Source organism: Alteromonas sp., from assembly GCF_984505615.1.
In genome coordinates this window covers 99,163-123,167 of record NZ_CFHOXV010000008.1, presented here as the reverse complement: position 1 = coordinate 123,167, position 24,005 = coordinate 99,163, and the positions used below count along the sequence as shown (strand labels likewise).

Below are 24,005 nucleotides of genomic sequence, written 5' to 3'. Positions count from 1 at the left end.
AATTACAGTGTAAGGCTAATTTGTAGCCAGTTTACATCGCCATAGTAAAGTGAGAACTGATATGAACGCGAAAACCACTAAAGCGAAAACGGTTGCCCCTGTGGCCGTCAGCGCCGGTAGTAAAAACGAATTTAAATCAGCTGTTATCCGTCACCTGCATTGCACGCTGGGAACAGATGAAAACAAAGCGAATAATCACGCCTGGTGGAAGGCGACTTGTGCTGCTATGCAGGAACAGGTGCTTGAGGGCTTGCGTAAAACCCAGAAAACCCATTACTTAAACGATACACGTGCTGTCCATTATTTCTCTGCAGAATTCCTGATGGGCCGTTTACTCTCCAACAATCTGCAGAATTTTGGTTTGTATGATGTTGCCAATGAAGCGCTGAAAGAGTTGGGCGTAGAACTTGCCGATGTTATGGAAGAAGAGCCTGACATGGCACTGGGTAATGGTGGCCTGGGCCGACTCGCTGCTTGCTTTATCGACTCTCTGGCGACCATGGAATTACCGGCAATCGGTTACGGTATTCATTACGAGCACGGCCTGTTCCGTCAGGAAATTCAAAACGGCGCACAGATTGAGCGTCCGGACAGCTGGCGAGACTTCGGCAACCCGTGGGAAATTTGCCGTCCTGAATCGATTCAGCAAGTGTCCTTATATGGCTATGTTGAAACTAAGTACGGTGACAATGGCCGCATTCAAAAAGAATGGCACCCGGGCTCAATTGTAAAAGGTGTACCGTGGGATATCCCGGTTGTAGGCTACGGCGGTAATACCGTTAACGTACTGCGTTTGTGGAAGAGTGAATCATCTCATTACTTCAACTGGGACGTATTTAATGCCGGTGGTTATGTGGATGCCCAACGTGAGAACGTTCAGGCGGAGACCATTTCTAAAGTACTTTACCCCAACGATGAAACAGAAGCGGGTAAAGAACTGCGTCTTATCCAGCAGTATTTCTTCTGCTCATGTTCATTAAAAGACATCATCCGTCGTTACAAGCGTGCCCACGGTGATGACTGGAGCCGTTTTGTTGATCAGGTCGTTATTCAGCTTAACGATACCCATCCGGCTATCGCGATCCCTGAATTAATGCGTATCTTAGTTGACCGTGCAGAGCTTGACTGGGATACCGCCTGGGGCATTTGTACTAAAGTGTTTGCTTATACAAACCACACGCTGTTGCCGGAAGCGCTGGAAAAATGGCCTGCACGCATGATCGAGAAGATCCTGCCCCGTCACCTTGAAATCATTTACGAAATCAACCACCGCTTCATGGCTGAGGTTGACAAGAAGTGGCCGGGTGACAATGCGAAAAAAGCGAAATTGTCCATTATCGAAGAAGGTAATGAGAAGATGGTTCGCATGGGTAATTTGTCTGTTATTGCCTCTTTCGCCGTTAACGGTGTAGCAGAAATTCACTCTAAACTGGTGAAAAAGAACCTGTTCCCTGAGTTTGATGCGCTGTGGCCGGGTAAACTGACTAACGTGACCAACGGTATTACACCACGTCGCTGGTTGAAAGCCTGCAACCCTGCGTTATCTAACCTTATCGATAAAAAAATCGGTGAAGACTGGCCGCTGGATCTGAAAAAGCTGGATGGTTTGTCTAAGTATGCTGACAACAAAACATTCCAGAAACAGTTCATGAAAGTGAAACTGGAAAATAAGAAGCTGCTGGCACAGGAAATCAAGCAATCGCTGGACATCGATGTGGATGTGAATGCTATCTTCGACGTGCAAATTAAACGTCTGCACGAGTACAAGCGTCAGCACCTGAACCTGCTTCATATCATGGCGCTGTACCGTCGTTTGCTGGAAAATCCGGATTACGACATGCACCCGCGTGTATTTATTTTCGGTGCGAAAGCAGCGCCCGGTTACAAACTGGCGAAAGACATCATCTACGCTATCAACAAAGTGGCTGATAAGATCAACAACGACCCGCGGGTGAATGGCAAACTTAAAGTGGTATTCCTGCCGAATTACCGCGTATCGTTAGCTGAGAAAATGATTCCGGCTTCTGACTTATCAGAGCAAATCAGTACTGCTGGTAAAGAAGCATCCGGTACCGGTAATATGAAGCTGGCTCTGAACGGTGCACTAACTATTGGTACGCTGGACGGCGCGAATATCGAAATCGCCGAAGAAGTGGGTGACGACAATATCTTCATTTTTGGTCTCACCGTTGATGAAGTGCATGAGCTGAAAGAAAAAGGCTATAAGCCGCTGGATTATTATTACCGTGATCCAGAAATCAAAGCGGTACTGGACTGGCTGGAGACTGATTACTTTACTCCGGGCAAGCCGGGTGCCTTAGTGTCCATCAAGCAGAGCTTGCTGGATCACGGCGACCCGTACATGGTATTGGCTGATTTCCGTGCTTATTCCGACGCGCAGATCCTGGTGGATGAGGCGTACCGTGACAAAGAGCGCTGGGCGAAAATGGCCATTATCAATACAGCGAAGATGGGTAAATTCACTTCAGACCGTTCAATCAATGACTATGTTGAGCGTATCTGGAAGCTTACATCCTGTTCTGTAAAGTAAATTTATAGTACGCACAACAATGAAAGCCCGGGATCTGAAAAGATGCCGGGCTTTTTTGCTTTAAGGGTCTGGCCTGCTCAGCAGGCGGCTGCGGCCTTACGCTTTCTGGTGAAAAATGATGCGGGCAGGTTACTTACCAGTGTGCCGGCTAATATCATCACCAAGGCAACAGACAGGCCATTTGTCCATTGTTCATTGAACATGGGCACAGCCAGCGTACTGGCAAATACCGGTACCAGTGCCATTAAGCCACCCATTTTGGTTGCTCCGAGAATATGCACGGCGCGGGCATACAAAACCATTTGAACGGTTGTAGCCATGACACCCTGATAAAAAGCCTGCAGGCCCAGCATTTCAAAACTTTGCTGCGCAATATTATGTGGCAGAAACAGAATGTATACCGGCACGAACAGTATGGTCGTGGTCGCAATGATACCCAGCGTGGCGTGCCACGGCGCGAACTGCCACCGTCTCAGCAATACCGTAAAAATTCCCCAGAACAAGCAGGCAACAACAAAACTCAGATCGCCGGACAAGTAGTGACTGTCTGCGAGCAACGTTTCAGCTAGCAGAGCAATAATTCCGGTGCTGCTTAGTGCTATACCGATTTGTGATGAAAGACGATGTCTCTCATTTGCGATGAAATAGGCAAGTACTGCAATCATGACCGGCATTAATCCCGGTAGCAATAATGCCGCGTGAGTGGCCGGTGCAAGTGCGAAACCGGTGAAAACCGATACGCCGTATGCCACGCCGCCAATCGCGCCGAGCACAAACATACGCCACTGGAATATTACTTTGCGGTGCTTGTAAATGAATGGAGAGAACAGCAGGCAAGCTGTACCGAAGCGCACCATCAGCATATCCGGCACTGCCATGGATGATACGGCTCCTGCTTTACTGATGAGTATGAATCCTGTCCATATGAGGACGGCAGCAAGGGCATAACCTAACCCCTTCAGTGTGTTCTGGCTGGCGCTGTTTTGCGCTGTCATGGTGGTTCTCCGTGGTGCAGTTTTCCGGTATCAGGCAATCATTACCTTAATGCTTGTGCAAAAGTATAAGGGATTAGATATTTCATTAATAATGAATAAATGAGAAGATTTCTTTCATATTAATTGAATGGCAAGGTTTGCTGATGGACATTTCAGATCTGGTGGTGTTTAAGGCTGTTGTGGAGCACAAGGGCGTCAGCCGGGCGGCAGAGTCTCTTCACCGGGTGCCATCCAACGTCACGGCAAGGTTAAAGAAACTGGAAGGGGAGCTGAATGTAGATTTGTTTCTGCGGGAAGGTAACCGTTTAACAGTCACTTCTGCCGGTCTCAGATTGTTGGACTACACCGGCAAGATATTGCAACTTCAGAAACAGGCCATTGCTGAATTAACCCTTGCAGAGCCGGGCGGTTTATTGCGGCTGGGTTCAATGGAAAGCAGTGCCGCTTCCCGTTTACCCGGTATTCTTTCACGCTTTCATCGCCAGTATGATGCGGTACAACTTGAATTGACAGCCAATGCATCGATGCCGCTGGTGGAGAAAGTACTCAGCGGTGAACTTGACCTGGTGATGGCATCGGATCCGCCCGATGATCCCAGGCTGGAACGGGTGAAGTGCTTCGAAGAAGAGTTAGTGCTCATCTTGCCCCGAGAGTGGGAAAGCAATTCTGCATTGCCAGAGACGTTGACCATGGTTGGCTACAGCCGCGGCTGCTCGTATCGCCACCGGTTGGAAAAATGGCTCGCCAGACATAATCACATTTGCGAAAGAGTCACTGAGATCCCCAGTCATTTCACCATGATTGGTTGTGTTATCGCAGGAATGGGTCTTGCCATGGTGCCCCGTTCGGTACTGGCACTGCATCAAACTGAAGGGCTAACATTGAAAACGGTAGATGAAGATATCGCTTTTGCACCAACCTATCTGGTGTACAGAAAAGACAATCCATCCAGCGCCATTTCTGCGTTCATTGATTGTGCATTAACGGCGCCCGGTGCGGTTACAACGGGCGCATAACAAGGTTTTATTCGGGGAATGCGTTATTGCCGGGGAAACCGTCATCAGATCGACTGTCGGCAAGGCCAATAGCAAGTACCTGAGACAATAACAGCGATGCAGACAGCGAGCGGAAAGCGTCGACTCTCGCTTCCTGTACTATGAAAGATTGCTGACTGGTATTCGCTAAGGGTGAAATCGGGCTGTCTGTAATAGATAAAACAGTTACCCCACGATTAGCTGCCTGAGCAGCAAGTTCACAAGTGTTAGAAGAGTACGGGCTGAAACTGATCGCCAGCAGCAAGTCACCACGTTCTACGTTAGACATCTGTTCCTGGAACATACCGCCAGTACCACTGATCATGAAGATTTTTTTGTCGATATGATTCAGTGCGTAATGCAGATATGTGGCTACGGTGTGTGCCCGGCCGTTACCCAGCAAGAAGATATGACGCGCTTTGCGCATCAGTTCTACCGCTTGCTTGATTTCATCGCGGGTCACCGTATCTTCGAGATGGCGTAACGCATCACGGTTTGCTTTGGCGAAGCGGGGGAGCAGTTCATCGCTCTCCCAACTTTGCTGGCTGCGAACGAGCTGAATACGATTGCTGTAGTTACTGGTGTTCTCCAGCTTTACTTCTTTAATGACCTGCTTGATTTCGTTAAAACCACTGAAATCCAGGGCGGAAGCAAAACGGATAAGCGTTGATGGCGGTACGTTGATTCGTTCAGAAATTACCGCGATGGTCTCAAATGCCACAGCATCGGGATTTTCCAGTACGAATTTTGCGACTTGCTTCAAACGCTTACTCATCTGAGGATAACGGGATTTTATTAACTCCTGTAATTCACCCCAGTTCAGACTTTTTTCAGTATCCACATCTTTATCTTTCTGGTTATTCATGCTCGCTACTCTAACCCATTATTCTCTTGTTTTCACTGACTAATCGTTTGCTTTAACGCGGCAATGGACGTGTCCAGACCGGCTTCCACAGACATGGTCAGATCTTCCATTTCCAGTGAAACAAAACCGTTGTAGCCTGTCATTCTGATCACCGAAAAAAATTCCTTCCACCATTGCAAGTCGCGGCCACAACCCACGGCAACGTAGTTCCAGGTACGGTTTGCCACATCTTCAACCACTTTGGTTTCAAGCAGGCCATTCTTCTCTACCATGCCTTTTTCCAGACGAACGTCCTTTCCATGCACGTGATGAATGGCGTCACCCAGTTCGCGCACAACGGCTATCGGGTCCATCCCCATCCAGATCATATGGCTTGGGTCCACGTTAAGGCCAACCATGGGACCAACGGCATTTCGCAAGCGGAACAGTGTTTCCGGGTTCCACACTAACTGTGCACTGAAGTTTTCCAGCGCGATTTTCTCAACGCCATGATGCTCAGCATGGGCAACCAGTGCTTTCCAGAATGGGATTGCAACGTCATTCCACTGGTAATCCAGTTTCTCTTTCAGATCAGCAGGCCAACTTACGGTGTAAGTTATCCAGTTAGGCACGGTGTCTTCCGGCGAGGCAGGCGGCAGGCCGCTCATCATTACAATTTTCTTCACGCCTAACAGTCCGGCCAGCTCCATGGTGTTAAAAGCGGCTTCTTTATGCGCTTGTCCCATAGGGCCTGGATCTAGTGGGTTGCCTGAACAGTTTAGCGCGGCAATCGTCATACCGCGTTTACTCAGTGCGTTTTGAAATGCTTCTCGAGCGCCTGCATCAGTGAGCAGTTTCGCCATATTCAGGTGAGGGGCAGAAGACCAGCCGCCGGTTGTAATTTCGATGGCATTTACCCCTTTGAGTTTGAGGGTATCGAGCATGTCTTCGAATGAGAGTTTACTAAGTACATCTGTGCAACAGGACAGTTTCATGTTCAGGTTCCATTAAAAAAATAAATGCAATAATCGTGAAATGGATATTTCACGCCTAAACAAAGACGGGCGGAGCTGTGCCCCGCCCGGATTTGACCCGGAGGATTTATTAGAATTGACCTCTGAAACCAAGGGCATAACGCGGACCGGTATTACGATACAGAATGAACTGTTCGTCGTACCGTCCGTGTTTACGGATGGCTTCATCAGTGATGTTTGTGCCTTCTACAAAGACAGAGAAATCATCATTAATACGGTAGGTCAGCTGGAAGTCAACTTGTGAGAATTCTTCTGTGAATACGGGTTCAACACCGGCTTTCGGGTTGATCAGATATTCAAGAAATTCATCACGGTTGCTCCAGGAAATACGAGCTTCAATGGGACCTTTTTCATAAAACATGGTCGCATTCATTGAGTTACCCAGTCCTGGAATCGCGAACAGGGTGCTGACATCAGAATTTGATGCAATTTCAGCGTTTGAATCCAGGAAGGTTGCATTGGCTGAGAAACCCAGACCTTCCAAAACACCGCTATCGAACGCATACTGTGCCGCGAGTTCCATACCTTTAACGTCTGCCGTTTCACTGTTGAGAGGGCGCTGAACATTAAAGTCGATGGTACCGGCATTGGCGTCAATGGCGGCATCTGCAGAAAGAAGTGGCTGCTGAATATCAACATCAGAAATGGTGACCACTTCATTATCTGTCACGATGAAGTTCTGCACCTCTTTCTGAAACAGCGCCAGACTCACGTAATTAATTTCACCCCAGTAATACTCGAACGACGCATCCAGGTTAATAGAGGTATAAGGCTTCAGGTTCACATTACCGGCAACGGCATTCAACGAACCCGGGCGTAAATCCAAATAAGACAAACGTGGTGCCAGATCTTTCAGTTCAGGACGGGTCATGGTTTCAGATACCGCGAGGCGTACCACGAAATCTTCTGTCGGATTAATGGTGAAACTGATATTCGGCAGCAATTTGAGGTAATCATTGGTTTCCGACTGAAAGCCAGTTCCTGAAGTATCGAATCCCGGATTATATTGTGTGGCCGTGGTCTGCGACAGGCTTATCAGTTTTTGCTGAGACCCGATAGCTTCATCCTTAGTGTAGACCAGGCGTGCACCCGTGTTCAGTTTCCACTCCATATCACTGAACGAGCCTGCAAACAGCATGTCAGCATAAGCAGCGAAAATAGTTTCACTTACTTCATAACTGTCAGGTTGTTTTGTACCCAGGAACCCGCCTGGCTGTGCTTCAAAGAAGGCCTGCGACGTGCCTGGTTCATATCCAAAATACGCGTCGCGTGCAGCGAAACCTTCAGGCGATTTTTGCCAGTCTATATAATCATTCAAGTTATAAGTGTAAATATCACGGAAAGTATCGGGTGCTACGCCATCTAACAAGCCGCTGGTATCAAAATCCAGAATCAACTCGTTTGGCACATCAGTGATAAAGAAGCAGTACTGACAGAATACGTCGAAACTTGGACGAATTACGTCAACAGTCTTGTCTTCCTTGGAATAGTTTGCACCAAATTTGATGTTTCTGAACATGCCACCATCATAAGGTTCATACACGTTATCGATGGAGAACTGGTAAATGCTGGCTTCCACAGAATTACCGCCAGTTCCGTCTCCGGCCTGATCGCCGTACTGTGCAACGTGAGAGCGGTAGCTGTCGCGGTCCTGTAAACGGGCAACGATTGAATCAGGGTAGATAACCTGCGCTTCGTTGCCGTAATTATCGAAATGGAAATCATCGGTTGGATCATTCGGATCATCAGTGAAGCCCATCACCGCCTGACCATTACCTGTGCCTTGTTTCGCTTCTGAATCAGAATAGCCAAAATCAAATACTGTGGTCAGTTCGTCGGTAGCCAGCCATTTCAGGTTAAAACCAATGGCACGGGTTTCTGTAGGACGGCCTTCCAGGCGATTCAGAATACCTACCTCAGAAGAGATATCCTGTTCCAGAACGGTACCGTTTTCATTCAAAATGACATTGCTGGTGGCAGCCGGCGTGCCATACCATGAACCCAGCATAGTCGCGTTGGATGTCACGTCGAATTTGTTATAGAAACCATCAACGGTCAGCAGTAATTCATCTTTCAGATAATGTTGGAATACAGCCTGAACGTTCATACGCTCACGTTCCTGCAGACGACGTCCAGTTTGCGTTTCACGAGGAATAAAAGCCGTTGTCACATTGCCCGGGTTCGCATCCACACCTTCTGCAAAATTAATGTTTTCAACATCGGTAGGTAACCAGCCGTTGGTATTCGTGAAATCTTCCTGGGATTTCCGGTTTTGGTACGAGCCTGAAATCAAGAAGCCGGTTGCACCGTCATTAAAGCTGGTGGAATAAAGACCAAATAACTGTGGCGTAGTCTCTTCACTGTTGTCGTCATACAGTGCTTTGCCGGAAAACAGCATGGTTCCGTCTGCCAGTGAGAATGGGCGGGCTGTTTTCAGATTTACTGTTGCACCAATACCGCCTTCTTGCAGGGATGCAACGCCGGTTTTGTATATTTCAGCACCGGAAATGAGTTCGGCAGGATAAAGGTCGAAACTGAACTCCCGTCCGCCTGTTTCAGAAACAATACGACGTCCATTAACCAACACAGTATTAAAGCTGGGGCCAAAGCCCCGAACGGTTACAAACTGGCCTTCGCCACCATTACGGTCGATAGCAATGCCCGGGATGCGCTGCAGCGATTCTGCAATGTTGGTATCAGGAAATTTACCCAGATCTTCGGCTGAAATAGCATCAACTACGCCTGGTGCTGAACGTTTAATGTCCTGTGCTTCACTTAAACTGCGGCGAATACCTCGTACTTCTATGACTTCTGCGTCCTGTGCTGCCTGATCTTGCGGTTGTGCTTCCTGAGCAAGTGCAAGAGGGGATAATGCACTGGTTATACAACAGGCCAATAAGGTTTTTCTGTAACCGGCTTTCATATGCGTGTCTCCAGAATGACGTCTTTTTGTAAAGTTTTGGTTAACTGTTTAGTGTGTCCTGACGACTTTTTTAAGTAGGGTTGCCATCAGCTGACAATATTTTTACAAAATAAAATTTCAATAGTCAAACAAAAAGAAATAAAAATTTCACATTAGATTAACAGTGCAGTTCGTCAAAAAGTGGCTGTATCCCGCTATATTTGCTCGATTTGGCGTGTTTTTAAGGTGTTTTTCAAAATCACCACAATGATGAGCAGTGATTGGAGTGATGATAAATGAAATAAAAATTTCTTTTGAAATGAATTTTGAACTGGGTTATTTTGGCGTTAGTTAATCAAATGTCATTTTAACTTTAAAAAATATCGAAATAAACGTTTTGTGAGAAAACTGCCGGAATGGCCGCTATTCAGCCTGTGTATTTAGTACCGTGGCCGCGGCTTCCGCAACGTCTTCTACACTTTAGTTATCCTACACTGGAGGTCGCCACCGTGAGCGAAGTACAAGAATTTGAGAATCAGCCTGTAGCGGCGAATAAGCTCGAACCCGCCAGGCATTTCGCTGCAGCTTATGCAGGTGAACATGTTGCCGGCACAGAGTTTGTTATCGGTGCATTATTTGTTTCGTTAGGCGTGTCTACCTACGATATTTTTGTTGGTTTGCTAATTGGTAACCTGTTTGCCGTGCTCACCTGGGCGTGGATCTGTGCCCCTATTGCGGTGCGCACGCGACTGACACTATATAGCTATCTTGAAAAGGTCGCCGGGCCGGGCATTGTTAAAATTTACAGCGTCATCAATGGTGTGTTATTCGTGATTATTGCTGGCGCCATGATCACCGTTTCGGCGTCAGCGGTGCGTATTCCCTTTGATATTCCTCCGCAAGTCTCCTGGTATCCCAATAGCGCCAGTTTTGTACTGGTAGCAGTGTGCGTGGGGGCAGTCATTGGTTATGTTGCCATTAACGGGTTCAAAAAAGTGGCGCAGTTTGCTGCGGTTTGTGCACCCTGGATGATTCTGATGTTCTTCATCGGCGGCGTTGCCGCGCTTCCTATTTTAATATCTTCAACAACGGCAGTATCAGGTATACACAGCTTCAGTGATTTCATCACGGTGGGTGACACCTTTATATGGCAGGAAAAAGACAACGGACTTGGTGTATGGCACGTAGCCGCCTTTGCCTGGGTATGCAATTTGCCAATGCATGGCGCAATGTCTGACATGACAATCCTGCGTTTCGCCCGTCGTTCTTCTTACGGTTATTTATCTTCACTTGGCATGTTCATTGGTCATTACATGGCGTGGATTTGTGCCGGTATTATGGGAGCTGCTGCTGCGTTGTTGCTTAAAACCAGCATCACGCAACTTGATGCCGGCGAAGTGGCATATCAGGCACTAGGCTGGGCGGGCATCATTGCTGTTGTTATCGCTGGCTGGACAACCTCAAATCCGACAATTTATCGTGCCGGCTTGGCATTTCAATCGCTAAACCCTAAATGGTGTCGCGTTAAAGTAACGGCTGTCGTGGGCGTATTCACCACCATTATTGCTTGTTTCCCTTTTGTTTTTTCACAAATGCTCGATTTTCTCGGCATCATGGGTCTGGCTATTTCACCTATCGGCGCCATTCTGGTGGCCGAGCACTGGCTGTTACCTAAGTTTGGTATGACACAATACTGGAATCAATATCGTGGCGGTCACATCAATGGCCCGGCATTAGGCGCCTGGATTGGTTCATTGGCTTTCGCGCTCTTCCTGAATCAGATTGCTGGTGTACATCTGTTCTTCTTACTACTTCCTACCTGGATTGCAGCGACGGTTACCTACATGGTTGCAGCCGCATTCGCCGGGGCCAAAGTCGCTTATCCAGAGCAACAAGCGGCAGAGAAAGCGGCTTACGACAAACGCATACGTGAAGAAGAAGCTTTCTTTAGCCAGGATGCAGCTATTGTCAACGCAGCTAGAGCCGGCACTCGTCGTAGCAGTCTGGTATCGCTGGCCAAGTTTGTTGCTATTTCATCATTAATTGCCTGTTGCGGCCTGGCGGTGTGGGTATATGTTGCCGGAACGGCAGCACTACCAGAATTCAAAGAGTGGTTGATGGTACCCACCGTGTTGTATTTCATCAGCGGTACATACTGGTTTACCCGAAAAGAAAGCCTGGAATCTGAAGAAGCAGAGGCGTTGACGACGCATGCAGGGCAAGTCAGACATCGGGTTCAGGAGAGTCGCGGATGATTTCCCGGGTTCCTCTACTTAGCGCATCACAATGCGACGAATTGGTAAGCCAGCTTAACCCGTTGCCCTGGGCATCGGGGCTGGCTCCGGGCAAGCTCTACCGGCAAAAAGTAAAAGGTAATGAAGAGATTGCGTTTCAGATGGGCCAGCAAACGGCACCGGCCGATGCTCTGATGCGACAAATCACTCAGGCAATTATGGAAAGTAGTTTTATACGTACACGCATGTTTCCAAAAAGCCTGGTGAATCCACGATTTAATCGCTACAAGGAAGGTGGGTTTTATGGGAAGCATGCTGACTCTGCTTTTTTAGGTAATGGGCAGCAGCAGGTCAGGTCAGACTACTCTCTGACGCTCTTTCTCAACGATCCCGATGATTATGAAGGCGGTGAGCTGGAATTAGCTTTCGCCAGTGGGGAAGTGATGAAGTTGAAAGAGCCGAAGGGAACGCTGCTTTTCTACCCCTCGGGGGTGATGCATCAGGTGCTACCTGTGGAACGGGGAGAACGCATTGCTTTCGTGGGCTGGGTGGAGTCGCATATCCAGAACCCCCAACATCGTGATGTGTTGTCTGAAATTACTAAATTATGTGACTACATGATGGACGATCCGGAGCTGGCGCTAACAGAGCATCACACGCGTGCATTAAATGTTAAACATAATTTATTCCGGCTTTGGTGGAAGAACTGATTTCTTCTCAAATGAAATTAGTTTGAAACAAAAATTTCACTCACTGTGTGTCAATTTAACTCACTGTAATTTATATAAAATTGTATATAGCTTTCAGCAAAGTTTAAGTGAAATTTAAATTTCGAAAATTAGTTGTTGAAATATTTATTTCGTTTAATTAAGCTTATCGAAAATTTAACAACTAACGTGAAAACCCCTGACAGACGCGGCCAGCATTTCGCAAAACGCGCGTTGTACGAGGACAATAAAATGAGTATCACGAATAAGAAACTTGATCTGATTTGCATGGGACGCGTGGCCGTTGATTTATATGGTCAGCAAATTGGTGCACGCCTGGAAGACGAAACAACGTTTGCCAAATATCTGGGTGGTTCATCTGGCAATGTCGCTTACGGTACAGCAAGAATGGGATTGAAATCCTCTATGCTGGCCCGGGTAGGAAACGAACATATGGGGCGTTTCCTGCGTGAAGAGCTCACCCGGGTAGGCGTTGATACCAGTAATCTGATTACTGATCCAGAGCGTCTGACTGCGCTTGTGTTGCTGGGTCTGAAAGATGAAGACACATTCCCACTGATTTTCTACCGTGACAATTGCGCCGATATGGCGATTACGCCGGAAGATGTAAAAGAGGATTACATTGCATCATCCCGGGCACTTGCCATCACCGGCACACATTTGTCTAACCCAAAAACCCGCGAAGCCGTGCTAACGGCACTTGAATATGCAGGACGTAACAACGTTAAGCGTGCGCTGGATATAGACTATCGCCCGGTGCTTTGGGGGTTAACGAACCCGGGTGATGGAGAAACCCGTTTTATCGCATCTGAGGAAGTTACCCAAAATCTGCAGGACGTACTCGGCCACTTCGACCTGATTGTCGGCACTGAAGAAGAATTTCATATTGCCGGCGGTTCAGAAGATACCTTAACAGCGCTGAAAACCGTGCGTAAACACACCGATGCTGTATTGGTGTGTAAACGAGGCGCTTTAGGTTGCTCAGTATTCGAAGGTGAATTACCAGACCATATAGATGGCGCGCTAAATGTTCTTGGCGTACGGGTTGAGGTGATGAACGTGTTAGGAGCCGGTGATGCCTTTATGTCGGGTTTATTACGCGGTTATCTGAACGGTGATAGTTGGGAAAAGGCCTGCCAGTACGGCAATGCGTGTGGTGCGCTGGTGGTATCACGCCATGGCTGTGCACCCGCTATGCCCAGCGCGGAAGAACTCGATGATTACCTGAGCCGTGCAGAATCTGTTCCCCGTCCTGATCTGGATAAGCGCCTGCAGCATCTGCATCGCGTAACCACCCGCGACAGAAGTTGGGAAGAACTGAACATTCTGGCTTTTGATCATCGCAGTCAGCTGGAAAAAATGGCCATTGATGCAGGAGCAGATATCAGCCGCATCCCTGAACTGAAGAAACTTATTTTGCGGGCAGCAGAAGAATCCCGTGAAGAACTGGGGCTACAAGGCAAAATCGGTGTGTTTGTGGATGGCACATACGGTCAGGCCGTATTGAACGAAGTCACCGGAAAAGGCTGGTGGGTGGCACGGCCCATCGAATTACCAGGCTCGCGTCCGCTGCGTCTTGAACACGGCAATATTGGGAGTCAGCTAATCAGCTGGCCAGCCGAACAAATTGTTAAATGCCTGGTTTTCTATCATCCCGATGATTCTCTCGAAATGCGATTGGAACACGAAAGTCTGGTACGTGAAGTTTATAAATCCTGCTGCCAGTCCGGCCATGAGTTATTGCTGGAAGTGATCTTACCGGCCAGCAAGCCGCGCACTGACGAAAACTATCTACGTACGCTAAAGCGTTTCTACAATTTAGGAATCAAGCCAGATTGGTGGAAGCTGCCTCCGTTGAGTGCGCCGTCGTGGAAAGAAGTTGAGCACCTGGTCAATACCAATGATCCCCATTGTCATGGTGTTGTGATCCTTGGCTTAGATGCGCCTATGGAAGAACTGGAAGCAGGGTTTAATCAAGCTTCACAAAGCAAAATGGTGAAAGGGTTTGCCGTTGGCCGTTCTATTTTCTCTGGTCCGTCAAAAGCCTGGCTGGCAAACGAAATCAACGATGACGAAATGGTTGCAGGAATCAAACAAAACTACAGCCATCTGGTCAACGTGTGGAATAAGCGTGGCCTTTAAAAGCCATGCGAATTATTGAGGATTGTACGATGTCTGACACTCTCCGTTTAACAATGGCACAAGCCGTTGTGAAATATATGATGGCGCAGAAAGTCGAAATTAGCGGCGAAATCAAGCCAATGTTCGCCGGCGTATGGGCCATTTTCGGGCACGGGAATGTGGCAGGTTTAGGCGAAGCTTTGTATCAGGTGAAAGATGATATGCCTACCTACCGTGCACACAACGAACAGGGCATGGCACATTCAGCCATCGCATATGCCAAAACCCTGAACCGTCAACAGATGATGGCATGTACCGCCTCTGCGGGTCCGGGCTCTACCAATATGGTGACAGCGGCAGCGGTGGCACATGTGAACCGTATTCCGGTGCTGTTCTTACCCGGTGATACTTTTGCCACGCGTATGCCTGATCCGGTGCTACAGCAGTTGGAAACCTTCCATGATCACACCGTGACCACAAATGACTGTTTCAAGCCAGTGAGTCGTTTCTTCGATCGAATCACCCGTCCTGAGCAGTTATTGACATCGCTTCCTCAGGCCATGCGGGTACTGACCGACCCCGTGGATTGTGGTCCGGTGACATTGGCTTTACCGCAGGATATTCAAACTTTTGCCTGGGATTTTCCGGCGCATTTCTTTGCCGAGAAAGTCCATCGGTTACGTCGCCAACAGCCCGATGTGACAGAGCTGAAAGCCGCAGTCGAACTTATCAAAAATAGCAAAAAGCCATTACTGATTGCCGGTGGCGGCGTGCATTACTCCGGTGCAGAAAGTGCGCTGTCAGCATTGGTCTCTGACTATGGGATACCGGTAGGGGAAACGCAGGCCGGGAAAGGCGCGCTACCCTGGGATCACCCGCAAAATATGGGCAGTATCGGGGTGACGGGTGCCGGTTCTACCAATGCGTTAGCTGCCGATTGTGACCTCATTATCGCTGTGGGTACGCGTCTTGGGGATTTTGCTTCAGGTTCCCGCACCATGATTAATCCAGATGCAAAAATCGTGTCTGTGAATGTGGCGCCGTTCGATTCTATTAAGCATTACGCGAAGCCCGTAGTTGGCGATGCGCAGTTAACGCTGCCGCAGCTGTCTCAGGCTTTACATGGCTGGGCGCCTGATGATGCATGGAAGAAAAACGCGACTGCGGCCAAAGCAGCCTGGGACAACTATGTTGATGAAGCCACTGCGAATAAAAACACCTTGCCTCTGACTGACCCTGAAGCGGTGGGTGCAGTAAACCGTGCTGCGGGCGAAGAAGACATTGTTGTTTGTGCCGCCGGCGGGCTGCCAGGCGAGCTGCAAAAGTTGTGGCGCACCCGTTTCTCACGGGGTTACCACATGGAATACGGTTTCTCATGCATGGGCTATGAAATCGCTGGTGGCCTGGGCGCCAAAATGGCAAAGCCCGACTCAAACGTGTTTGTGATGGTGGGTGATGGTTCGTATTTAATGCTGAACTCAGAAATCGCCACCTCCGTGATGCTTGGATACAAAATGATTCTGGTGGTGTTGGATAACCGCGGATATGGCTGTATTCACCGTTTACAGGAATTTTGTGGCGGTCCGGGTTTTAACAATTTGCTGGATGATTGTCTGACTGTGCCGGAAGGAGCACCGAAAACAGACTTTGCCGGTCACGCAAGAGCACTTGGCGCAGAGGCCGAGAAAGTAGACAGCATCAGCGAACTTGAAGCGGCGTTAGAAAGGGCGAAAGCAGCGGATAAAACTTACGTCATCACGTTAGATACAGATGCACTGAAAGTCACTAAAGAAGGCGGCTTCTGGTGGGATGTTGCGGTGCCTGAAGTGTCTCCCCGTGAAGAAGTGAGACAGGCCCGCGAATTCTACGAAGCGCAAAAAGCAAAACAATTTAAGAACCTGTAAACAGGCTTTGTTGAGGAGATGAACGATGGCAGTACAACTGGGTATTAACCCACTCACCTGGACCAACGACGACTTGCCGTCTTTAGGTGGCGACACGCCACTGGAAGTGTGCCTGCAAGAGGGTAAGCAAGCTGGTTTTGCAGGTTTTGAACTCGGACACAAGTTTCCCCGTGAAGCAGACAAGCTCAATACTGTGCTGGCTGCTCATGGTTTGAAAGCCGTATCCGGCTGGTATTCCCTGATGCTGCTGGAACGCAGCGTGGAAGAAGAAATTGCGGCTATGCAGCCACACCTGGAATTACTTCGCGACAGCGGTTGCAGAGTGATGGTGTGCTGTGAAGTCACCGGTTGCGTGCATGGCGACCAGTCCAAACCTCTGTCCCTACGTCGACCTTTTCCCGCCGCGCGCTGGCAGGAATATACAGATAAGTTGGGCAAGGTCGCTAAGCACGCCCTTGATCATGGTGTTCAGCTTGCTTATCACCATCACATGGGCACAGTCATTCAGACCGAAGACGAGATTGATGAATTGATGCAACGCACTGGCCCGGAGCTGGGCCTGTTGCTGGACAGTGGTCACTGCCTCTTCGCTGGCGGCGATCCTGTTGCCGTCGCGAAGCGTTGGGCATCGCGCATCAATCACGTGCACTGCAAAGACATTCGCAAGAACGTCATGATTGACGCCAAAAATAGCAATATCAGTTTTCTTGATGCAGTACTGAACGGCGTGTTCACCGTACCGGGCGATGGCTGTGTGGACTACCCGTCATTATTTGCAGTGTTGAAAGAGAATAACTACGAAGGTTGGCTGGTGGTTGAAGCCGAGCAGGACCCGGCAGTGGCCAATCCTTTGGTTTTTGCCACCCTTGGTCATAAAAACTTACAGGCCATGGCGACTGAAGCCGGTCTGATGTAATCCGCGGTTGCCGCGAAACCGATAAAACGGAGTGTAAAGTGAACAAAATTCATAATTTTATCAACGGAAAAATCGTTGAAAGCGAAAGTAAAGAATTCAGCCCGGTATTTAATCCGGCAACCGGCGAGGTGATTGCTGAGGTGGTGCAGTCCACCGAAGCCGACATCGAAGCGGCTGTCGCGGCGGCAAAGGCGGCGTTTCCCGCCTGGGCCAACACGTCACCGCTGAAGCGTTCGCGCATCATGAACAAATTCCGTCAGTTTCTGGAAGATAACCTGGACGAACTGGCGGCCATCATTTCCCGCGAGCACGGTAAAGTTGAATCCGATGCTAAAGGCGAAGTTATCCGTGGTCTTGAAGTGGTGGAATTCGCCTGCGGTGGCCCAAACCTGCTTAAAACAGACATGACTGAGAATGTAGGTACATCTATCGACAGCCATGCGCTGCGTCAGCCTTTGGGTGTGGTGGCGGGGATTACACCGTTTAACTTCCCGGCCATGGTACCCATGTGGATGTTCCCGGTGGCGCTGGCTTGCGGTAATACATTTATTCTAAAGCCATCAGAGCGTGACCCGTCTGCTACCTTGTTCTATGCAGATCTGATTAATCAAGCCGGTTTCCCGCCAGGTGTTTTCAATATTGTACACGGTGGCAAGCACGTGGTTGATGCACTTATCGAGCACAAGGATATTCCCGCATTAAGCTTCGTAGGTTCAACGCCGATTGCGAAGTATATCTACGAGCGCGGCGCATCCTTTGGCAAGCGGGTTCAGGCTCTGGGTGGCGCGAAAAACCATATGGTGGTGATGCCAGACGCTGACGTGGAAAAAACGGTATCTGCTTTGATGGGCGCGGCGTACGGTTCTGCGGGTGAGCGCTGTATGGCGATTTCCGTGGTGGTCCCTGTAGGCGATGAAATTGCAGAGAAACTGAAAACCCGTCTGGTTGAAGAACTGGCGAAGCTTAAAGTTGCTCCCGGAACTGACGCCGATGCCGACATGGGGCCACTGGTAACCAAAGCACATTTGGATAAGGTCTCTGGCTATATCGCCAAAGGTGCTGAAGAAGGCGCAGATTTGGTGGTTGATGGCCGTGAATTCGCTATGACCCGCGAAGGCTACGAAAACGGCTTCTTCATCGGCGGCACATTATTCGATAACGTCACCACCGACATGACCATTTACAAAGAGGAGATCTTCGGCCCCGTGCTGGCCATGGTGCGTGCGAAGAGCTTTGACGAAGCCGTTCAAATGATCAATGACCATGAATTTGGTAATGGTACTGCTATCTTCACCCGTGACGGTGATGCAGCCCGTACCTTCACCAACGTGATTCAGGTAGGCATGGTAGGGGTGAATGTACCTATTCCTGTACCAATGGCATTCCACAGCTTTGGTGGATGGAAAGCGTCGCTATTTGGCGATCATCATATGCACGGCGCAGAAGGCGTACGTTTCTACACCAAACTGAAAACCGTGACAACTCGCTGGCCAACCGGTATCCGCGAAGGCGGCTCCGAGTTTGTTATGCCAACCATGGACTAAAACCGAACACCCCGATGGCGGTCATCGGGGTATTTTCTCAGGATACACTTTATGTCAAATCAATCCGTTTCATTTGCACTGAATCACATGGCGTGCCCAACACTGAGCCCGCTGGAACTGATCAGTGCTGCGAAAGAGCTGGGCATGGCTGCCGTTGAGTTACGTAACGACGTAAAAGAAAACAGCGTCACTGATGTAGAAACGGCAAAAGCCGTTAAAGAAGCGGCGGATGCAGCAGGTATCACGGTGCTTAGCATTAATGCGTTGTACCCGTTTAATGTGTGGAATGAAGAACGTAAGGCTCAGGCAGAGCAAATGGCTGCCACAGCAGCGGCGGCCGGGGCAAAAGGTCTTGTTTGCTGTCCGTTAGTAGACGGCGACGATAATCGTTCTGATGAGCAGCGGGCCGCGGATTTGCGCACCGCGCTTACCGACCTGAAAGCGATCTTAGGTAAACATGGTTTACAAGGTTACGTAGAGGCCCTGGGTTTCCCTATCTCTACACTACGCTTCAAAAAAGAAGCGGTAGACGCCATTGCCGATATTGACGGTGAAGCCACGTTTGGTCTGGTGCATGACACCTTCCACCATGTGGGGTCCAGCGACCCTGATCTGTATCCGCAAAAGACCGGTCTGGTTCATGTTTCATCTGTGGTAGATAGCGACATTACCTTTACCGACATGCTGGACGGCCACCGTGAGTTCGTGATGGAAGGCGATCGCCTCGACAGTGTGGCGCAGGTTAAAGCCTTATTTGACGGTGGTTACGAAGGATATATCTCATTCGAACCTTTCTTTGCAGGACTTTGGGAGCTGGAGAATCCGGTAACTGAAATCCGTAAAAGCATGGATTACATGAAGGCTGCGTTGGCCCGGTAAGGGCTGGCTTGCCGACAGAATCAAAGAGGAGAAAAAATATGAAAATCGCCCTCGACCCGTATATGAGTCGTCATGTTCCCCTGGAGGAACTGCCCTCATTCGTGAAGCAACTGGGTTATGACTACATTGAATTGTCCCCCCGTGACGATTTTGTAAAGTGGTGGACACGCCCCCGGGTATTTCCTTCACGGATCAAAGCGTTTAAACAAGCAATGCAAAAGGCAGATTGTCAGCTAGCGACCATTCAGCCTATGTATCGCTGGTCCAGCCCGTACAAAGACGAATGGGAAATGGCCATGGACAACTGGAAGCGTTGTATCGAGCTTGCAGTAGAAATGGACTCACCGTTGCTTATTTCCGAATTTGGACGCGGTGGTTCACCGGAACGCTCAAATGCCTGTCAGCAAGGAATTCACTCTCCTGAAGCTTGCGAGAATGCGTTTTGGCGCTCTATGGATGTGCTGGTGCCTATTCTTGAAAGAGAAGGGCTTACGCTAAGCATCGAGCCGCATCCTGAAGATTGGGTGGAAGAAATCCATCCGGCAATGGAAATCATCAAAACGATCAATTCGAAAGCCATTAAAGCATCGTACATCGCTCCTCACTCTTATTATTACGGAGATGATCTAGCCGAGTCTATCCGTGCGACAAAGGGCGAACTGGTGCATGCGCGGGTGGCTGACACATTTAACCACAAAGCCTCGTCGCAACTGCGCTACATCGTAAACCCGCCGGGCTCGAATGCGCGGGTTCACCAGCACCTGAATATGGGCGAAGGTGAGATCGACTGGGATGTGTTCTTTAAAACGTTGCACGAAGTCGGCTTCGATGGCGTGCTCTCAAGTTGTGTATTTGCATGGGAAGAAAGCGCAGAAGCGTCTTCGAAATTCATGCGTGAAGAAATTCAGCGTTACGTCGACAAATACTGGCGCTAATTGTGTTGGAGAATAAGATGAAAGTCAGAGTTGGTGTTATCGGAACGGGTGCAATTGGTGCTGATCACGCACGCCGTTTATCAAAAGTGCTGGTAGGTGCAGAAGTGGTTGCACTTACCGATGTGAATCGTGAAAACGCTGAGAAAGTAAAAGCAAATCTTGGCTTGAATGCAGAAATCTATGGTGACGGTCATGAACTGATTGCCGCTGGTGACGTGGATGCGGTGCTGGTAACCAGCTGGGGCCCGACCCACGAAGAGTATGTACTTGCGGCTATTGAAGCGGGTAAGTATGTCTTCTGCGAAAAGCCGTTGGCAACAACGGCTGAAGGCTGCCGTAAAATTGTCGATGCTGAAATTGCCCACGGAAAACGTTTAGTACAAGTTGGCTTTATGCGTCCTTACGATGCAGGCTACCGCTTACTGAAGCAAGCTATCGACGATGGCGAGATTGGTGAGCCGCTAATGGTACACTGCGCGCACCGTAACCCCGAGGTGCCTGAAGCCTATATCACTCCCATGGCCATTCAGGACACACTGGTACACGAACTGGATGTATTGCGCTGGTTACTGGACGATGACTATGTTTCTGCCCAGGTGATCTTCCCGCGCACGACCAGGTACAGCCACAGTAAACTGGCTGATCCACAAATTGTGCTGCTGGAAACAGCAAAAGGTGTGCGTATCGACGTTGAAGTGTTCGTAAACTGTAAGTATGGCTATGACATTCAGTGTTCGGTGGTGGGTGAAGAAGGGGTGGCTAATTTGCCAGAGCCGGTTTCTATTACTACCCGCAAAGAAGCGAAATTGTCGCAAACATTGCTGACAGATTGGAAAAAACGCTTTATTGATGCCTACGATGTTGAGTTACAAGACTTCATCGATGGTATCAAGGTTCGCGAACTTACCGGACCCACTTCCTGGGACGGCTTTGCCGCAGCCGTTGCCAGTGATGCCTGTGTTAAAGCGCAGGAAACCGGTCAGGTTGAGGCCATCAACATGCCGCCAAGACCACCGTTTTACGGTTGATTACCGGGAAATATTATCAGGCCCCCGCATTACGCGGGGGTTTTTATTTAAGGAGAGTTTCATTTGCAAAACAACGCACAAAGCTCAGGGCTTTATGCTCATTTATTACTCGTAGTCGTAACATTATTGGCTGCATCGGGCTGGTTGTTTTCTAAATTTGTGATCACTGCCATGACGCCCATGTTTTTTCTGGCAATCCGCTTTGTCAGTTCGGGGATCATGGTTGGCGGTATGAAGCCTAAGCAGGTACTGAGTACCTCTTCATCAAAGCGAACCCGTGCACTTTTAACGGGTTGTCTGCTTGGCGCACAAACCGCGTTGTGGGGCTTTGCGTTAATGTTGTCTGAAGGGCTTGGCGTCGGTGCGTTTCTTATCAGTCTGAGCTTTTTGCTTATTCCTGTCACTGGCCTGATGTTTGGCTATCGCGCCCAGCCTCATACCTGGCTGGCTGTGGCCATCGCCATGCCGGGGCTTGGGTTGCTTGCGCTACGACACGGCTTCGCTTTGGCGCCTTCCGATATTTTGTTTCTACTGTCTGCCGTATTGTATGCGCTGTACTTTAACGTAAATGGCAAATACTGCGCTGACATACCACCCGTAACACAAACCTGCTTTCAGCTAATTGCTGCGGGAACCGTATGTTTTATTGCATTTTTGTTCTGGGAGCGGGATGCCACGCAATCCGTCGATGGCGTATGGCACTGGTTGGCACTCAGTATTGTACTGGCCACCTGTTTACGGTTTCTGTTTTTACTCAAGGCACAGAGTATGTCGCCGGAAGGGCAGGGAGCAATTGTGATGACTCTGGAGCCGGTGTGGGTCGCTATATTGAGTGCCTGGTGGTTACATGAATCACTCAGTGTTATGGCATTAAGTGGTATGGGGCTGATTTTCTTTGCGCTTATTGTGAATGCCATTGGTAGCTTACGGGCCGGTCGTAAGCAAAAGCTTGCCTCTGCAGGTCAATCGGTGGCTGTTTCCGGGAACTAGTTTGGGCATTTTTCCCCGCCATTGGATATAAAAAAGGCCTGCTCAAATGAGCAGGCCATAAAATCATCCGTTTATACCCAACCACAACGGATGACAGGGTGCGTACGGAGTTTATTCTCCGTATGCGGGCGAATTAACCCAGTTGTGTGCTTCTTCCCAGACAAAACACCAGCGTCTGTCGGGGCCTGCCATTACGTTCAGGTAATAGCTGTTGTAGCCGGCTAAGGTAGCAACAGGGTGGTAGCCTTTGGGCACCATGACTACATCTTTATTGTAAGCAGCCATCGATTCATCAATCTCACCATCTTCAGTGTAAACACGCTGGAATACAAAGCCCTGGGGCGGGTCAATACGATGATAATAGGTTTCTTCCAGGTAGGTTTCGTGTGGGGCATTATCCTGATCGTGTTTATGCGAAGGATAAGAGCTGGTATTGCCTTCGTCGGTGTACACCTCTACTACCAGCAGGCTGTCAGCGGGCTCTGTTTCTGGCAAGATGTTATGTACGTGTCGCTTATTGAAACCCTTCCCGCGGGATTCTGAACCAATGTCATCCGGCGTAATCAGGCGTGCCTTTACGCCACCTTTGCCGGGCGCTTTGCATACTGCCACTTCGACATCTGTAGTGGCTGTTAAGCTAAATTCGTCACCATCAGGCAGATAAACGGCATAGGGCTTTTTTCGCTCGAAGGGGCTCATGCGGTCGCCAATGTTGTTCAGATCGAGCGTTTTTGATTTGATGTTGGCTTTACCAGCTACCAGTACCAGGCAAACTTCTTTGTCTCCGGTTTGTTGAGAAAGGGTTTCGCCCTCTTTCAGTTCAAAAACTTCAAAGCCTACGTACTTCCAACCTGCGGACTCAGGAGAAATATCCTGGGTACAGGTATCAGTTTCAGGCGCGCGATATTTCGAGAGTAACTCAGGCATTGCTCATCCTCATCTGCTGATCGTGTTCACTCATTGCGGCATACAATAACGTAGATGAAATAATAATTCCATTGAAATGTTATAATGGTTTTAAAATTTCATTTTTATTTGTGAAGTTAATTCTTGTGTTAAAAATTGAATTTCGTGTCTTTATACTAAAGTTTAAACATTTACGACTATCTAACTTGGTAAACACACCATTTGTCTGATTAAATGTTCAGGTACTTTCTTATATATGCGTTAATACAAAAGAATGGTTGCGGGACTGGCTCCCGCATGTTTTTATAGATAAATAATAATAAAAGAAAATTTCAGTGACCGGATTGCCACCTGATATGAGCCGTCTACATCAAAGTTTGGCGACAATTCCAAACCGCTATGCCTTTATCGATACCATAGAGCAATGTGCGGAAAAACATAAGCATGTCTCCCTGATGCT

At 48.8% G+C, this 24,005-nt stretch carries 17 protein-coding genes; 12 read left to right on the top strand and 5 right to left on the bottom strand.

What is annotated here, in order from left to right; translation table 11 throughout:
- The first annotated feature begins 61 nt into the window (after positions 1 to 61).
- Positions 62 to 2,551 (top strand): glycogen/starch/alpha-glucan phosphorylase, encoded by a 2,490-nt coding sequence (locus AC4PME_RS07710; protein ID WP_491045647.1) that lies wholly within the window; start codon positions 62 to 64, stop codon positions 2,549 to 2,551.
- A 77-nt stretch (positions 2,552 to 2,628) separates the two neighbouring features.
- Here the strand turns inward: AC4PME_RS07710 and AC4PME_RS07705 are convergent, their stop codons facing one another.
- Positions 2,629 to 3,546, bottom strand: coding sequence for a DMT family transporter (locus AC4PME_RS07705; RefSeq protein WP_491045646.1), 918 nt, complete (start codon positions 3,544 to 3,546; stop codon positions 2,629 to 2,631).
- A gap of 143 nt (positions 3,547 to 3,689) precedes the next feature.
- Between AC4PME_RS07705 and AC4PME_RS07700 the strand changes: the two genes are divergently transcribed.
- Positions 3,690 to 4,562, top strand: coding sequence for a LysR substrate-binding domain-containing protein (locus tag AC4PME_RS07700; RefSeq protein ID WP_491045645.1), 873 nt, complete (start codon positions 3,690 to 3,692; stop codon positions 4,560 to 4,562).
- Between the two features lie 7 nt (positions 4,563 to 4,569).
- Here AC4PME_RS07700 and AC4PME_RS07695 read toward each other — a convergent pair whose 3' ends face one another.
- The 3 genes from AC4PME_RS07695 to AC4PME_RS07685 form a co-directional block, all read right to left on the bottom strand.
- The gene (locus tag AC4PME_RS07695) at positions 4,570 to 5,445 is read right to left on the bottom strand and encodes a MurR/RpiR family transcriptional regulator (RefSeq protein WP_491045644.1); all 876 of its coding nucleotides are present in this window, start codon (positions 5,443 to 5,445) and stop codon (positions 4,570 to 4,572) included.
- Positions 5,446 to 5,477: 32 nt separating this feature from the next.
- A complete protein-coding gene (locus tag AC4PME_RS07690) occupies positions 5,478 to 6,419 on the bottom strand; it encodes a sugar phosphate isomerase/epimerase family protein (RefSeq protein ID WP_491045643.1) in 942 nt (313 codons plus the stop codon).
- A gap of 109 nt (positions 6,420 to 6,528) precedes the next feature.
- Positions 6,529 to 9,381, bottom strand: coding sequence for a TonB-dependent receptor (locus AC4PME_RS07685; RefSeq protein ID WP_491045642.1), 2,853 nt, complete (start codon positions 9,379 to 9,381; stop codon positions 6,529 to 6,531).
- Positions 9,382 to 9,869: 488 nt separating this feature from the next.
- On the opposite strand from AC4PME_RS07685, the gene AC4PME_RS07680 reads away from it, so the two are divergent.
- The 10 genes from AC4PME_RS07680 (at position 9,870) to AC4PME_RS07635 (ending at position 22,639) form a co-directional block, all read left to right on the top strand.
- The gene (locus tag AC4PME_RS07680) at positions 9,870 to 11,615 is read left to right on the top strand and encodes a purine-cytosine permease family protein (RefSeq protein WP_491045641.1); all 1,746 of its coding nucleotides are present in this window, start codon (positions 9,870 to 9,872) and stop codon (positions 11,613 to 11,615) included.
- Positions 11,612 to 12,304, top strand: a complete 693-nt coding sequence (locus AC4PME_RS07675; protein WP_491045640.1) for a Fe2+-dependent dioxygenase — start codon at positions 11,612 to 11,614, stop codon at positions 12,302 to 12,304. Before AC4PME_RS07680 ends, AC4PME_RS07675 begins: the two co-directional genes overlap by 4 nt.
- 249 nt (positions 12,305 to 12,553) lie before the next feature.
- A complete protein-coding gene (locus AC4PME_RS07670; protein ID WP_491045639.1) occupies positions 12,554 to 14,464 on the top strand; it encodes a bifunctional 5-dehydro-2-deoxygluconokinase/5-dehydro-2-deoxyphosphogluconate aldolase in 1,911 nt (636 codons plus the stop codon).
- Between the two features lie 29 nt (positions 14,465 to 14,493).
- Positions 14,494 to 16,347, top strand: coding sequence for a 3D-(3,5/4)-trihydroxycyclohexane-1,2-dione acylhydrolase (decyclizing) (iolD, locus tag AC4PME_RS07665; RefSeq protein ID WP_491045638.1), 1,854 nt, complete (start codon positions 14,494 to 14,496; stop codon positions 16,345 to 16,347).
- Between the two features lie 25 nt (positions 16,348 to 16,372).
- Positions 16,373 to 17,263 (top strand): myo-inosose-2 dehydratase, encoded by an 891-nt coding sequence (iolE, locus tag AC4PME_RS07660; RefSeq protein WP_491045637.1) that lies wholly within the window; start codon positions 16,373 to 16,375, stop codon positions 17,261 to 17,263.
- Between the two features lie 38 nt (positions 17,264 to 17,301).
- Complete coding sequence (locus AC4PME_RS07655) at positions 17,302 to 18,807, top strand: CoA-acylating methylmalonate-semialdehyde dehydrogenase (RefSeq protein ID WP_491045636.1); 1,506 nt, start codon at positions 17,302 to 17,304, stop codon at positions 18,805 to 18,807.
- A 51-nt stretch (positions 18,808 to 18,858) separates the two neighbouring features.
- Positions 18,859 to 19,686 (top strand): TIM barrel protein, encoded by an 828-nt coding sequence (locus AC4PME_RS07650; protein ID WP_491045635.1) that lies wholly within the window; start codon positions 18,859 to 18,861, stop codon positions 19,684 to 19,686.
- A gap of 38 nt (positions 19,687 to 19,724) precedes the next feature.
- On the top strand, positions 19,725 to 20,621 hold the full coding sequence (locus AC4PME_RS07645; RefSeq protein ID WP_483959191.1) for a sugar phosphate isomerase/epimerase family protein: 897 nt from the start codon (positions 19,725 to 19,727) through the stop codon (positions 20,619 to 20,621).
- Positions 20,622 to 20,638: 17 nt separating this feature from the next.
- The gene (iolG, locus tag AC4PME_RS07640) at positions 20,639 to 21,649 is read left to right on the top strand and encodes a bifunctional inositol 2-dehydrogenase/D-chiro-inositol 1-dehydrogenase (protein WP_483959192.1); all 1,011 of its coding nucleotides are present in this window, start codon (positions 20,639 to 20,641) and stop codon (positions 21,647 to 21,649) included.
- Between the two features lie 63 nt (positions 21,650 to 21,712).
- On the top strand, positions 21,713 to 22,639 hold the full coding sequence (locus tag AC4PME_RS07635) for a DMT family transporter (protein WP_491045634.1): 927 nt from the start codon (positions 21,713 to 21,715) through the stop codon (positions 22,637 to 22,639).
- Between the two features lie 111 nt (positions 22,640 to 22,750).
- On the opposite strand, the gene iolB is transcribed toward AC4PME_RS07635, so the two are convergent.
- Positions 22,751 to 23,566: a 5-deoxy-glucuronate isomerase gene (iolB, locus tag AC4PME_RS07630; RefSeq protein WP_491045633.1), complete on the bottom strand. Its 816-nt coding sequence runs from the start codon at positions 23,564 to 23,566 to the stop codon at positions 22,751 to 22,753.
- Between the last annotated feature and the right edge of the window lie 439 nt (positions 23,567 to 24,005).